Origin of the sequence: Chitinophaga sp. 22620, from assembly GCF_052044405.1 — a bacterium.
In the GTDB taxonomy this organism is placed as follows: domain Bacteria; phylum Bacteroidota; class Bacteroidia; order Chitinophagales; family Chitinophagaceae; genus Chitinophaga.
The window spans coordinates 226,594-240,264 of record NZ_JBQEMV010000004.1 but is presented as its reverse complement, the minus strand read 5'-3'; the positions used below and the strand labels follow the sequence as shown (position 1 = coordinate 240,264).

Genomic DNA, 13,671 nt, shown 5'->3' with positions numbered 1-13,671 from the left:
GCGGAAATTAATTATTAGACAATGGACGTACAGCAACAAATACTGGCTGCATGGAATGACCGCAGCCTGTTACAGCAAACACAGTATTCCGATGCCGTGAGAGCAGTGATTGAGGCCGTGGATAAAGGAAAACTCCGTGTAGCGGAACCGGGAGAGAACGGATGGAAAGTGAACGAATGGGTAAAACAGGCCATCCTGATGTATTTCGCGATACAGCCGATGGAAACCATGGAGCTGCCTCCTTTTGAGTTCTATGACAAAATGAAGCTCAAGACCAACTATAAGGAGCTGGGCGTGCGCGTGGTGCCCCATGCGGTGGCCCGTTATGGCGCATTTATCGCCAAAGGCGCCATCCTGATGCCTTCTTATGTAAATATCGGCGCATATGTAGATGAGGGCACGATGGTGGATACCTGGGCTACGGTGGGTTCCTGCGCGCAGATCGGCAAGCACGTGCACCTGAGCGGCGGCGTGGGCATCGGCGGCGTACTGGAGCCTTTGCAGGCCAGCCCGGTGATCATTGAAGATGGCGTGTTCGTAGGTTCCCGCTGCATTGTGGTAGAAGGCGTGCATGTAGAGAAAGAAGCGGTACTGGGCGCCAACGTGGTGCTGACGCAATCTACCAAGATCATCGACGTGAGCGGCCCTGAGCCGGTTGAGTACAAAGGCCGTGTGCCGGCGCGCAGCGTGGTGATACCCGGTACTTATGCCAAGAAATTCCCGGCGGGCGAATACCAGGTGAGCTGCGCCCTGATCATCGGTCAGCGTAAAGCCAGCACAGACCTGAAGACGAGCCTGAACGACACCCTGCGCGAGTTCAACATTGCCGTATAAATATTTTCCAATATATTTTTGAAAGCCGTGTTATGCGCGGCTTTCATTTTTTTACGGCAGTTTTTTGCCGAAAAAAGTATCGCCGGAATTTGGAAATAATCAGAAAGTACGTACTTTTGCAATCCCTAACACGGAAAAAGATGCCCAGATGGCGAAATTGGTAGACGCACTGTGTTCAGGTCGCAGCGCCGGCAACGGTGTGCTGGTTCGAATCCAGTTCTGGGCACCTTAGTGGACAAATCGGAATACTTCTGGTTTGTCCACTTTCATTTTAAGCAAACCCGTGAAATTGGCTCCGGCCATAACTCAATATTTTATTACCTTTGTGCCTCATGACACACCAATCACCATATTACCTCCAGTCGATCATTGTCGCCTAACGCAGGCCCACAAAGCATTCCCGCTTTAATACTCCCCGGCTACCTGCGTTGAAAGTCATCAATTAATTTATTGAAACCGGCTTGCTATGCTTATCCGCATACGCAAGACAGAATTGTTATACCATGTCGGCACTACAGTCGTACGGATGGAATGAACATTTTATGCGTCATTTCGAAATAAACACATCTCAGAACCTCGAAGCTGCGAGAGTCCTGTCCATTCAAGGATTTAAACATCTGCTGATCACCGGAACAGGCAGCGTGGAAGCACAACTCGCCGGCGCACTTATCAATAGCCGCGAACCGGAAGCCTATCCCAAAGTAGGCGATTGGGTGCTGGTGAAACGTTACGATGAGGAGGGCATCATCATCGATACACTGCCGCGCATCAACGAACTCAGCCGCAAAGCACCAGGTACGCAAAGCACGCGGCAGGTGCTTGCTGCCAACATCGATGCGGCGTTTATCGTGCAGGGGCTCGACCGTGACTACAATCTTATGCGTTTGCAACGTTACCTGCAGCAGGTCGTGCAGTGCAATATTCAGCCTGTCGTCATTCTAAATAAGGCAGACCTCATACCCGATCCGGAAACTTACCGGCATGAGGTACAGGAACTGGGATACCATTGCCCGGTGGTGCTCACCAGTGCGCTGAATCAGACGCAGCAAGAAGAGTGGACGAGTCAATACCTCCTGCCCCGGCACACTTACATCCTGCTGGGATCGTCAGGCGTAGGCAAAAGCACACTGCTCAACAGCCTGCTGGGTTACAGGCTACAGGAAGAAGGCGCTACCAGCACTGCTAACAGCAAGGGAAAACATACCACTACCGCCAGGCATCTCATCATGCTTCCCAATGGCAGCATGATCATCGACGCGCCGGGAATGCGCGAGTTCGGCATTACGGGAGAGAGCGGAAGTGAAGGCGTACACCACCCGCTGATAGATGAACTGGCACCGCAATGCCGGTTTGGCGATTGCACCCATCAGCATGAGCCCGATTGCGCCATCATAGCAGCTGTCCACAACGGTACATTGCCTGAGCTGGTATACCGCAGCTACCTGAAACTATTGCGGGAGCAATACCATTTCCAAGCCAGCGAAGCGGATAAGAAGCGAAATGAAAAGCAGTTCACTAAAATGGCTAAGCAGGTATTCAGGCACCGCAAAAACAGTAAGTATTAAAACCGGTGATTAATGAGAACAAAGCGGCCTGTGAGTACACAGGCCGCTCTCATCAGGATCAAGCAGAACTGGCCGACACCAGGCTTCTGTATCATTTTCCCAAAAACTTCCACAATCTTCTGGTTTTAGAAAGTGAGTCACCCATCGCCACATGCAACCAACAAAAAGGTAGCCCTAAAGAGCTACCTTTTTTATTGCCGGTTATCCGTTTGTATTACTTTCCATATGCGTAAACCTCCGCCACGCTGATGAACGGCGGCCGGTTACTGTCGGGCAGGTAAATTTTCAGGTACCTCCCGGTCACTTTGGTTGCATTGTCGACGTTCAGCATATCCCCGGATCCAAAAACGCCTTCACCCGCCAAAGCCCATGTGCCGTTGGGGTCGCTGCTGTCACCAAGGTAAAACTGTACGGTTTTCGCATCCGTATTGCCACCGCGCCTGTAAATGCTGAAATAGGCGATGTTCTTCACCGCAGCCATGTCGATGATGGCCCAGTGCGGGGAAGGAAGGTCAGGCCCCCACTGGGAATGCCAGTATGTACCCAGGTCTCCATCCACCAATGTGCCTTTGCCGCCGCCATCGCTGGCCTTTTCATCAGACACTGACAGCACTTCCCAGTCCGCACGGTCGATCGAGTAAAAATCAGGCAGCTTATCCGTTGCCCAGGCCGTGGCGAAGGTGTCGATGGACTCCGGCTCAGGAATGTACAGCGAACGGTAATGGAACTCAGTACTACCCGGAGCGTCGATCCCGAAGCTGAACGATGCCGCGGGGAAACGTACGGTAGTGTCGGTTCCGCGGCGGTTGACAAACTTCACTTCATTCAGGATCATGCCTTCCGCGGGTGCAAACCATTCGATCGATCCGGCGGTTTCCGACAACGAGATGGCCTTGATCCGGCGGTTCTGAAGGGATGCGGCGTAAGTAGGGCCATAGGTGGAACCGAACTGCGTGTAGGTAAGCGAACGGTGCCCGAAATTATCCATGGTGTATATGTTAAAAGAATAGGATTTTTCCCCGAGCCCGTTGAGCAGCACCTCGATGCTGTCCCTGCCGGGCTTCAACGCCAGCGGCAGGATCATAGAGTCCTGCCCGCCGTTCCAGGATACGATCACCTCTTTGATGTTCTGTGCGTTTTCCATCCACAGCCGCATCATCAGCCTTTCCTTACCGGCGATGAAGACCACTGAATCCGGTTTCACGGCATAAATAATTTCCCCGCCTTTTATGTATTCCTTGTGAACATCCGTGAATTTATCGCATGAGGCAACCACCGTCAGGATGCACAGGTACGAGAAAACATGCAGTATATATTTCATGTGCTTGTCAGTTTAGGTTGATGTTTATTTCCGTTCGCCGTATACGTCGATTTCCGCCGGATGGGTAAACGTGGTGCTTCCCCAGGTGGAGCGGACAACGATGCGGATATATCGTACCGGTTCCTGGGAAAGGTCGAAGGTGAATTCGTGCCCGTTTTCGCCTGCGCGGAGGTCGTCGTCCGTAACCGTACTGCCATTGCCGGAAGGTTTGATGATCTCCGTTTCCATGATCTTCTTCCATTCGCTCCAGTCGCCGCTTTGCGAAGGCGTGGTCACTTTCACATAGACGTCGAACTGCCTGGGATTGCCCCAATTATAATAGCTGTCGCTGAACTTACGCTGAAAAAGTACGATGCGGCTCACTTTCGCCGTTACCCCCAGGTCAAGCGTAAAGGGTGCGGGCATCGAGGAAGATGGCGAATGGCCGAAGGAGGTCAGGTCGTCGTCGATCATCTTCTGGTCCGAACCTTCCCAGTTGGTGAAGTTCTGGTCGTTGCCCAGCTTCATGATCTTCATGGCGGCCTTCGGAAGGCGTTCCTCGAACAGCGGCGTGAGTTGCCGGCCCGGCGGGAAGATGGTATCGGAGCGGTTGCCGAAGTTGTCTTTCACTACCAGCCCGAACACCCGCGATACCGGCGGATAGCCGCGCAGGGCCTGAATGCCTTCCTCAATCTGCGAGCTGATGATGCGGACCAGGGTCATACGCCCCAGGGAATCCGGCGTGTACATCTCAAAAGCGAGCGGCGATTTGAGCTCGTTCATCCAGCTGAAACGCGCCCCGCCAAAATCGCTCTGGATCTGCACAGTGGCAGCCGTCAGCCTGAGCGGCGATTTCATCGGCTTAATCGTGCACTTCACCGGGTCAGACACTTCCTGTGCCCGGTTGACCGTATACAGCAGCACCTCGTGCTCGTTTTCATCGTTGAAGCCCATAACGGTCACCTTATTGGAGTACATGGACGAAACGGACTCGTACTGCTTCCCGGTAGACAGCGTGTATACGGCTTTCACGCTGATCACTTCCGCCTGTTTGGGAATACGGTAGGTGATCGTGGCGCCGCCTGGCAAGTTCGTCACCGCTACTTCCGTTACCTGATCCGGTTTCCCGGTGGCAGGCGAGATCGGTTCATTTGTCTTTTTGGTACAGGCCTGCATTGCGCCTGTAAAAACGATGACCAGTAAAAACAATTTTTTCATAACCTGATATTTTGACCTTACCACCCGGGATTTTGGATGAGCAGGGGATTTTTAATCAATTCTGTCTGCGGGATCGGCGCGAAATAATCCCTGTAGGTGAAGCGCTGGAAATATACCGTCGTAACGGAATAGTAATCTTCCGCTTCCCTGCCGTTAACATTCCATCCCTGGATGGGGCGGTTCCTTTCCTTCATGGCTGTTTTCCAGCGGTTGCTGTCCCACATGTAAACGCCTTCGGCTGCAAGCTCTATCTTTCTTTCCTGCTGGATGATCTGCCGCATACCTTCCTTAGACAGCGGCTTGCCGGGCTGGTTGGAATACTGCCTCCAGCTTTCGAGCACACCCTTCAGACCGGCACGGGCCCGTACTGAATCGATGTACTGGTATACTTCTGCGTCAGGCGCGCCCTTCGTTTCGTTAAGCGCTTCCGCGAAGAGGAGCAGCAGGTCCGCAAAACGCATTTCGGGATAAGGATAACTTTCTTCGGAAACGCTGTTGGCGTCGCGCCAGGTAGTGTTCATGGAAACCAGCTTCTTCGGCCAGTACCCGGTGGCATTGTATTCGCCGGGGTTGAACACGGAGGAATACTCGCCGAAACGGTTTTTGGGGAAAGGGATGTCCTTTTCGTCTACCGGCTTGTAGAAGTTGCCATACCAGCGGCCCCGGTCGAAACCGAATGTGGAATAGAAACGCATTTCACGATCGAAGTTGAGCGCGGCCGTTTTTTCACCGGAGGCGATGAACAGGTTGTGCGCCTCGTCTCCCACCCGGATATTGTACCGGCTGGCGTAGGGATACGACACGTCTTCGTTGATGGGCACGCCGTTATTGGAATAGAACAACTCTACGGTAGACAAAGGCACACTCAGTATCCCGGTATTGCCGGAAGGCGTGGACGTGCCGGCTTCCATCCGCGCGAGGGCCGTGATCTGGTAGTCCCAGTTGGCCGGGTAGGAAGAGTTCGCCCAGACGATCTCAGGGTTCCAGCGCTGGGTAACTGCGCTCCGGAGGGTATTGATGAGTAAAGTGGTATCGGAAATATTCTTGCTGTTCACAGCCCTGAAGTCTGCAGGCGTATACAAACGGTGGCCTGCAGACCGGCAGACATCTATCGCCGCTCTGCAGGCGCTGACGGCACTGTCCCACCGCGAGGCGGCGAATTGCTGGTTGAAGAAGGGAACGCCTTCATGGTTTTTAAACCCGCTATAATCGCTGTTGCCGTTGAAAAGCGGGCTGGCCCAGTACATGAGCACCTTGGCTTTTAGAAAATAGGCCACAGGGCGCGAGAACCGGCCCAGCTCTGTGCTTTTGCCTTCGATGATCAGCGGCAATGCATCGGACTTTATCACCTCGTCCAGGAGCTCCAGCACGTACTTGAAACATTCGTCGATCGTTTCGCGGTACACGCGGATGCCGGAAGTGGATTCGGTCAGCGGGGTATTTTTCCTGAGCGGCGTGATGGGGCCGTAATACTGGATCAGGTAAAAATTCAGGTAAGCCTTGATCAGCTTGACCTCCGCCTTCATCCGCGCTTTTTCGTACTGGTTGATGTCCTGCACACCGTCTATATTTTCCAGGAAGGTGTTGCAATCGCGCATACCGGCGTAGAGCGAGCGTACCATGGTGCCGCCGGAGCTCCAGTAATTGGTGATGGCCAGCACCGCGCTGTTTTCCCCGAGGGCGAACTGCATGCCGCCCTGGGTACGGCGGTCGCGGTTGAAGATCAGCTCCATGGCGCCGAGCATCGCGGGATTTTCATTCCAGCCGGCCGATTTGGGAATGCCCCAATAACAGGTCGCCAGGAATTTCATGGCGTTGTACCGGTCCGAAAAAGCGTTCTCGATCGTCGGGATGTTATCGGGCACTACGTCGAGGAATTTGTTGCAGGAGACCGCTCCCGTTAAAACGCTGCAAAAGACAGCTATCTTAAAAAATACTTTCTTCATAAATGATCTTTTACAGGCCAATGTTAATTCCTACGTTATACACTTTCTGCAGGGGGTAATCGAACCCGGAGCCCGCCATTTCGGCGTCCCAGAGCTTGAACGCGCTCCACAGCGCCAGGTTTGAACCGCTGGCATAGATCCGCAGGTTGCTCACTTTATATCTTTTCAGCCAGTCTTTGGGAAAGGTGTAACCGACGTCTACAGACTTCAGCCGCAGGAAGGCGCCGTTCTGCATGAACCAGGTGCTGTGCTGCCGGTTGTTATCGATCCGGTAGTTGGCGAGCCGGGGCCAGAATGCGTAAGGATCCCGGTCGGACTCAGACCAGTAGTCGTCTGCAATGACCTGCATCACGGCATTCTGCCCTACCCTGCCATCGTCGTTGTCCCCGTCGATGAACGGCGTCACATTGTCCTGGTTGAGCCAGAAAGATTCCCTGGCCAGGCCCTGGAAAAAGAAGTTGAAGTCGAGCTGTTTCCAGGCTACAGACAAACCGAAGCCATAGATGATCTCCGGAGTGGTTGGATGGCCGATAGGAACGAAGTCGAGGTTGTCTACTTTGCCGTCGCCATTGATGTCGCGGTATTTGATGTCGCCCCCGATATAATTGCCGAATTCCTGCTTGGGGGAGTTCTTCACTTCGGCTTCATCCACGAAGAGCCTTTCTGCGATCAGCCCCCATGTTTGCCCGAGGTTGGTGCCCACGCGCGACAGCCAGCGGTTGGCGCCATAATCCGGCTCCTCCCATTTGATGACCCTGCTGGTGCTGTAGGTGAAGGTGCCGCGGCCAGTGAGCTGCAGGTTTTTACCAAAGCTCTTGTCGTAGTTCAGCTCGATGTCGATGCCTTTGCCTTCAGCTTCGCCAAGATTGGCTTTCACCGCGGGCAGAATGCCCATGGTGGCGGGGATGATCCTGTCCTGCAGGATGTTCTTCCTTCTTTCTTTATACACTTCTATAATGGACGAAAGGCCGTTGACGAGGTTAAACTCCAGCACCAGGTTGGATTTATAAGAGCGTTCCCATCCTATCTGGTCGTTCGCGTACCGGCTCACATTGATACCGCCAGGGTTCTCGTTCATATTGATCCCCCAGTTCACATTGTAAGGCGCATTGAGGTCCACTTCGGAAAGATAGAAGAAACGTTCCGACGCGCTGCCGATCGCTTCGTTCCCGGCAATACCGTAAGAACCCCGGATCTTCAGCTGGCGGAAGGTGGAAGTAAGGGATTCGAAGAACGGCTCGTTGGAAATCACCCAGCCCGCGCCGAAAGAAGGGAAAAAGCCCCAGCGGTTATCCCTGGAAAACCGTTCCGACGCGTTGTATCCAAACGCGAACTCCGCAAGATACCGGGAGTCGTAGTTATACGAAAAACGGCCGGACAGGCTGAGGTTGCGGGTAGGCAGCGAAAGCTGGATCGTGTTGGGTGCGCCCTGCTTGAACTGGCGCGCGGTGAACACCAGCAGGCCGCTCACCGTGTTCTTGCCGAAATTATTGTTATACTGGCTTGCGCCTTCGAAATAAAAACTGTTGGAAATGGTGCGGCTGGTATTGTTGGCGTCATAGTCCAGCGTTTCGCGGCCGGTCCTGGGATTGAGCCGTACGAGCCGGTAAGAATCGTCCTTCAGGTCGAAGGCGGAAATATTGTAGTAAAAAGGTACGTAGGCGCGGGAGATCTGGTACTCAGACCGCCGGTCGAAGTTCACCAGGGCCCGCATCATCAGGCCTTTTACGAATTGATCCAGGTTTTGTTTCAGCTCCACTGTAGTAAGCATGTTGCTCCGGCTATAGTCGCGGTAGCCGCGCAGCGCTTCGGCGTAAGGGTTGAGGTAGTTTCCCGTTTCGAAGTTCCCGAACAGGATGTGTTTTGCATAGGAGAACGCGGAGTCGGGCTGGTAATAAGGCTTAAAGCGCACCGGGTTCGCCTGCATCACTTTCCGGTACATAGACGAGCCTCCGTCTATAGGACCGGTGTAGTCGTCGAAATTCGCCACGAACCGGGTGGACATTTCGGTGGTCTTCGTCAGGTTGATGTTGACGTTGGAGCGGATGGAATATTTGTAGAGGTCGATGTTCGAATTGAAATCATTTTTTTGGTCGACGCGCATATTCCCTTTATCCCTGGTTACGGCGCCCGCCACATAATACCTGGCCACGCTCCCGCCGCCGGTGAAGCTGAGGTTGATCCGGTTGTTGACCGCCACGTCTTTGAACATGGCTTCCTGCCAGTCTGTAGCGGGATAAATGTCCCGGTGCAGCCCCATTTCGGTGAAGGTGATCTTCTCGTCGGTGTAAAGCGTCTGGCCGATGGGGTCGCGGGTCTTCACCGATTCGTTGTGCATTTTCATGAAGGTGACAGGGTCGGCGGTCTTGATCCGTTCGGTGGGCATGGAGAAGGAGTTCTCGATACGCACATCCACGTTCATCTTTCCTTCCTTCCCTTCCTTGGTGGTAACGAGGATAACGCCATTGGCGCCCCTTGCGCCATAGAGGGCGGTGGCAAGCGCATCCTTCATGATGCTGAAGCTGGCGATATCGTCCGGGTTCAGCCGGGCCAGGTCGCTGGTGTTCAGCTCAATGCCATCGATGAGGATGAGCGGGTCCTTTTTGGCGGAGGCGCCGAAAGAAGTGATGCCCCGTATGAAGAAGGCGGTATTGTCCTGCCCGGGTTCCCCGCTTCGCTGGTAGGCGACCACGCCGGCCAGGCGTCCGGCCAGGGCGTTAGTGAGGTTACTGCTGGGTATCCGCAGCTCGCCCGGTTTGATGGTGGTCACGGAAGCCACCATGCTGGATTTTTTCTGACGGGAATATCCCACCACCGCTACTTCGTTCAGGCTGCCCTCCTGTGCGTCCAGTACGATGATCAGTGTACGGCTGTCGCTGATGAAAACCGTCTGCGGCTTATAGCCCACGAATGAAAAAACGAGGCTGTCGTACTGGTTAGCCTTGATCGTGAACTCTCCTTTTTCGTTGGTCATCGTGCCGGTCTGCGTTCCTTTGATGTAAACGGATACATGCGGCATCAGGCCGCCCGCCTTGTCTTTCACCACCCCTTTGACGGAGACCGGCGGCTGCGTGGACGTGCGGACCTCCGGCGCCTGCCGGTTCAGGATGACGATGACGTTGTTCTCCAGTTTTTTGTAAGACAGCTGCGTGTTCCGGAGCAGCTGGGTCATTACGGAATCGATGGACGCATCTTTGGTATTAATGTTGATCTCAGTGCCCGGCGGAATCGCCTCGGACTGAAACACGAAGGAATACCTGCTCTGCGCCTGGATTGTCCGCAGAACACGCTCGAAGGGCGCACCGCTGAATTTCAGGGTAATTTTGTCCTGCCCCGCAAGGTCGTTCGCCAACAAGGAAGACCCGGTAAAAAGCGCAAGAAAAAATAAAATTTTCATTGCAACCAATTGCTTAAACATATAGCCTCGGCTATAGCGGTACGTGTTCATCATATCTTAAAAATTCGATTGAAAATCAACCGGCATTGCTCGGCCGAAGTTTGTTGATTGTTTACAGCAGGGCACGTGGAGGCCCTCCGATTTCAGCATAAATCTGGGATCGTTAACTAATCATATGCAACGTGAATTTGGTTTAAGGCGCTATCAAAATTGTGTCGTTCTTCATTTTGTAATTGAAACCGCCGGCTACCTGCAGTGATTCCATAACGCTTTGGATATTTTGGTTTTCGAAAATGCCCGTATAACGCCGGGCTTTCATGTCGGCATCTCCCTGCACGATAACGCTCACGCCATACCAGCTCGATAAAATATTGGCTACTTCATGGAGCGGTTGGTTGAGAAAGACCAGTTTGTTTTTGATCCATTGCGCTTCGGCAGGAATAGAGTCTGTTTTTATTATTTTGATTTTGGTTATATTTTCCTGGAGTTTTCCCTCTTTCGGGCGCTTATCATTCATTTCTTCGGGCAGGCCGGAATCGTTACTCACAATGAGTTTTTCGTCCGGCGACAGCATATAGCTCAGTTGTTTTTTGTGGTTGACAGAAACCTGTACTTTCCCCTTCACCAGCGTTGTGGCGGTCGTCTTTTCCTCGGGGTAGGCACGTACGTTGAAGGCGGTTCCCAGCACCTTGATGGTGACGGTGGCCGTCCTGATGATCATCGGGTGGTTAGGGTCTCCCGCCACGTCGAAATACGCTTCTCCAGTGAGGGTCAGTTCCCGGCTGTTTTTGCCGAAACTGGCGCCGTAGGAGATGCGGCTGTCGCCGTTCAGCCAAACCCGCGACCCGTCGGGCAATGTCAGTTTGGAGCGCGACCCTTTTTCAGTCCCGACGATATTCTGGCGCGTCCGGGCCTCTTTCCCGACGGAATGCCAATACCAGGTTCCCGCCACGCACAGCAGAACAACGGAAGCGACCGACAACGGGATAATGCGGCGCCATGTAAAGATCCGGCGTACCTTCGGCACAGGCGGCCCGCCGCCGTTTTCCGAATGCATGGACCTCACGATGCGGTTCCAGCTTTTCTCCCTGCCCTTCCGGTCTTCATCCGTCCGTTCCGGCCCATATTCCAGGCCGAACAATTCGTCTATCCTGCCGGCAAGATCCTTGTCGTCCTCGTTTCCCTGCAGCCATTTCGACAATTCAAATTGTTCTTTGAGGGAAATGCTCCCTGCTTTCTTTTTTGCGAGCAATTCAATTAAACGGCTTCTATGCATGGCCTTGACGATAAGTTCTTCTTTTGTATGACAACCGGACAGGCCGATTTACGTAGTCGCACAAAAAAAAAATTCCGGAATTCCCGGAAAAAACCCGGGTACCGGGCATCTGGTAGTATTTATCAGGAGGAAATACGGGTAAAGGGGGTTAGTTAGCGGCTGCTCCGCCGCGGCAGGATCACCTGGCTTTCTTCCAGGACGGCGGCGATCTTTTTCAGGGAATGGTAAAGCTGGGTTTCCACCGTGCGGATGGAAGAATTCAGGATCTTGGCAACTTCCCGGCAGTTCAGCCCTTTTTCTTTCACGAGGTAAAACACGAGCTTCAGCTTAGGCGGCAGCTGGTTGATGGCCTTCTCGATCGTGCGGATCTCTTCTTTCCCGATCATGGACGATTCAGGGGTGGTAAAGGAAAAGAGGCTGCTGTCGTCCAGGTCTTCGATAGCCACGTCGCTGACGTTCTTGCGGGCTTTAAGGTAATTGATCGAGGCGTATTTAATGGCGGTGTAAAGGTAAGCGGAGAGGTTGTTGATATTGCCCAGCGTCTTGCGGTTCTGCCAAAGCCGGATGAACACGTTTTCCACGATGTCTTCCGAAGCCTGCTCATCCGCAATGATCTTCCGGGAAAAGGCAATCAGGTCGAAATAGAACAGATCGAAGACCTCCCTGAATGCATTTTCATCGTCGTTCTCGATCCGTTTGGATATTTCAGACAATCGCATATTTTCCAATTGCAGTGATTTATATGAAAGACGACAATATCAGTACGATGTGGGGATCAAGTTATTGGATTTTTTTGATTTTTTTATTTTTTTTCAGAATTAGGGAAGAAGGGTTATCCATCCTCCTTCCCCGTCATAAATTTTAAAATGTAATTTCCTGCTGCTATATTAGCGACCGGCCATGACTTATTCCTTTTAAGAAATATTCAAAAATGAAACGACCCATAAAGATCTTAACCGGGGCTTCCACCCTGCTGATGTTATTCCTGAATACCACCGCGTTGCGTGCACAGTCCGCAACCGGGCGCACCTTTCAGAACCCCCTGCCGGTGGAATTCGGCGACCCGTATGTGCTGCATGTAAAGGACAAATATTATATGTACGGGACCGGCGGCGGCGCCAAAAACGGATTTGCCGCCTACTCCTCCACCGACCTGGTGAACTGGAAAAACGAAGGCCAGGTATACTTTGCAGGCAACAAAAATGGCTGGAGCGACTCTGCTGCCGCATGGAACGGGGCATACTGGGCGCCTGAAGTGTATGAATACAAAGGCAGATTCTACATGTTCTACAGCGCGCAGTGGAAAGACAATCCCAATAAGGAACTTGAGAACTTCCGCATTGGCGTGGCCGTGGCAGACCATCCCACAGGCCCGTTCACCGACGTCAGCAACAAGCCGGTCTTCGACCCCGGCTACCCTGTGATCGATGCCAATGTGCTTTTTGACAAAAATGGCAAAGTCTACCTTTATTATTCCCGCTGCTGCTACAAACATCCCGTGGAAAGCGAAGTGGCCGCCTGGGCCAAACAAAAGGGCTGGTTCGATACAATCGAGGAAAGCTGGGTGTATGGGGTTGAGCTGAAACCTGATTTCAGCGGTGTGACGGGAGAACCTGTCATGTTATTGCGCCCTCCTGTAAAAATGGACGACAAGCAGGCGGAATGGGAAAGCCGTTCGGTTACGTCCAAAGAAGTGAACCGGCGGTGGACGGAAGGTTCCGTTGCATTCAAAAAAGGAGACACCTACTATATGATGTACTCCGCGAATTATTTCGGCGGCAGGAACTACGCGGTGGGATATGCCACTTCAAAAAGCCCGCTGGGCCCGTTCACCAAGGCGGCTAATAATCCCGTTTTGCAGAAGAACGTTGAAAAGGGAGGCGTCGTGACCGGAACAGGACATAACAGCATTACCTATTCGCCGGATGGCAAAGAGATGTTCTGCGTATATCATGCGCGGACGTCAGCTACAGGAGACCAGCGCGTTGTTTTTATCGACCGGATGAAGATCCTGAAAGACGGGAAGCTTGTTGTGGAAGGCCCTACTACCGCACCGCAGGCTGTACCTGCAAGCAAATAACAGTCAAAAATACATCCCAATAAAAAAACAGCCGGCAAAGAACCGGCTGTTTCTT

The 13,671-nt window shown here is 52.9% G+C and carries 9 protein-coding genes and 1 tRNA gene; 4 read left to right on the top strand and 6 right to left on the bottom strand.

Features of this window, described 5'->3' with window-relative positions; translation table 11 throughout:
* The first annotated feature begins 21 nt into the window (after nt 1–21).
* The 3 genes from ACTJIK_RS20335 to rsgA all read left to right on the top strand — a co-directional run bounded on the left by ACTJIK_RS20335 (nt 22) and on the right by rsgA (nt 2,399).
* A complete protein-coding gene (locus tag ACTJIK_RS20335) occupies nt 22–834 on the top strand; it encodes a 2,3,4,5-tetrahydropyridine-2,6-dicarboxylate N-succinyltransferase (protein WP_440649371.1) in 813 nt (270 codons plus the stop codon).
* A 142-nt stretch (nt 835–976) separates the two neighbouring features.
* Nucleotides 977–1,060 (top strand) — tRNA-Leu (locus tag ACTJIK_RS20330).
* Between the two features lie 277 nt (nt 1,061–1,337).
* Nucleotides 1,338–2,399, top strand: coding sequence for a ribosome small subunit-dependent GTPase A (gene rsgA, locus ACTJIK_RS20325; RefSeq protein WP_440649370.1), 1,062 nt, complete (start codon nt 1,338–1,340; stop codon nt 2,397–2,399).
* Nucleotides 2,400–2,613: 214 nt separating this feature from the next.
* Here the strand turns inward: rsgA and ACTJIK_RS20320 are convergent, their stop codons facing one another.
* The 6 genes from ACTJIK_RS20320 to ACTJIK_RS20295 all read right to left on the bottom strand — a co-directional run bounded on the left by ACTJIK_RS20320 (nt 2,614) and on the right by ACTJIK_RS20295 (nt 12,255).
* Nucleotides 2,614–3,720 carry a DUF4998 domain-containing protein gene (locus tag ACTJIK_RS20320; protein WP_440649369.1) on the bottom strand — a complete coding sequence of 369 codons (1,107 nt, stop codon included), beginning with the start codon at nt 3,718–3,720 and terminating at the stop codon, nt 2,614–2,616.
* 24 nt (nt 3,721–3,744) lie between these two features.
* Nucleotides 3,745–4,917, bottom strand: coding sequence for a DUF5000 domain-containing lipoprotein (locus tag ACTJIK_RS20315; RefSeq protein WP_440649368.1), 1,173 nt, complete (start codon nt 4,915–4,917; stop codon nt 3,745–3,747).
* Between the two features lie 17 nt (nt 4,918–4,934).
* Complete coding sequence (locus tag ACTJIK_RS20310) at nt 4,935–6,863, bottom strand: RagB/SusD family nutrient uptake outer membrane protein (protein WP_440649367.1); 1,929 nt, start codon at nt 6,861–6,863, stop codon at nt 4,935–4,937.
* A 10-nt stretch (nt 6,864–6,873) separates the two neighbouring features.
* Nucleotides 6,874–10,260 carry a SusC/RagA family TonB-linked outer membrane protein gene (locus ACTJIK_RS20305; RefSeq protein ID WP_440649366.1) on the bottom strand — a complete coding sequence of 1,129 codons (3,387 nt, stop codon included), beginning with the start codon at nt 10,258–10,260 and terminating at the stop codon, nt 6,874–6,876.
* A gap of 193 nt (nt 10,261–10,453) precedes the next feature.
* The gene (locus ACTJIK_RS20300) at nt 10,454–11,536 is read right to left on the bottom strand and encodes a FecR family protein (protein WP_440649365.1); all 1,083 of its coding nucleotides are present in this window, start codon (nt 11,534–11,536) and stop codon (nt 10,454–10,456) included.
* 152 nt (nt 11,537–11,688) lie between these two features.
* Nucleotides 11,689–12,255 carry an RNA polymerase sigma factor gene (locus ACTJIK_RS20295; RefSeq protein WP_440649826.1) on the bottom strand — a complete coding sequence of 189 codons (567 nt, stop codon included), beginning with the start codon at nt 12,253–12,255 and terminating at the stop codon, nt 11,689–11,691.
* A gap of 212 nt (nt 12,256–12,467) precedes the next feature.
* Here ACTJIK_RS20295 and ACTJIK_RS20290 point away from each other — a divergent pair, with 212 nt between their 5' ends.
* Nucleotides 12,468–13,616, top strand: a complete 1,149-nt coding sequence (locus tag ACTJIK_RS20290) for a glycoside hydrolase family 43 protein (RefSeq protein ID WP_440649364.1) — start codon at nt 12,468–12,470, stop codon at nt 13,614–13,616.
* The last annotated feature ends 55 nt before the right edge of the window (nt 13,617–13,671 follow it).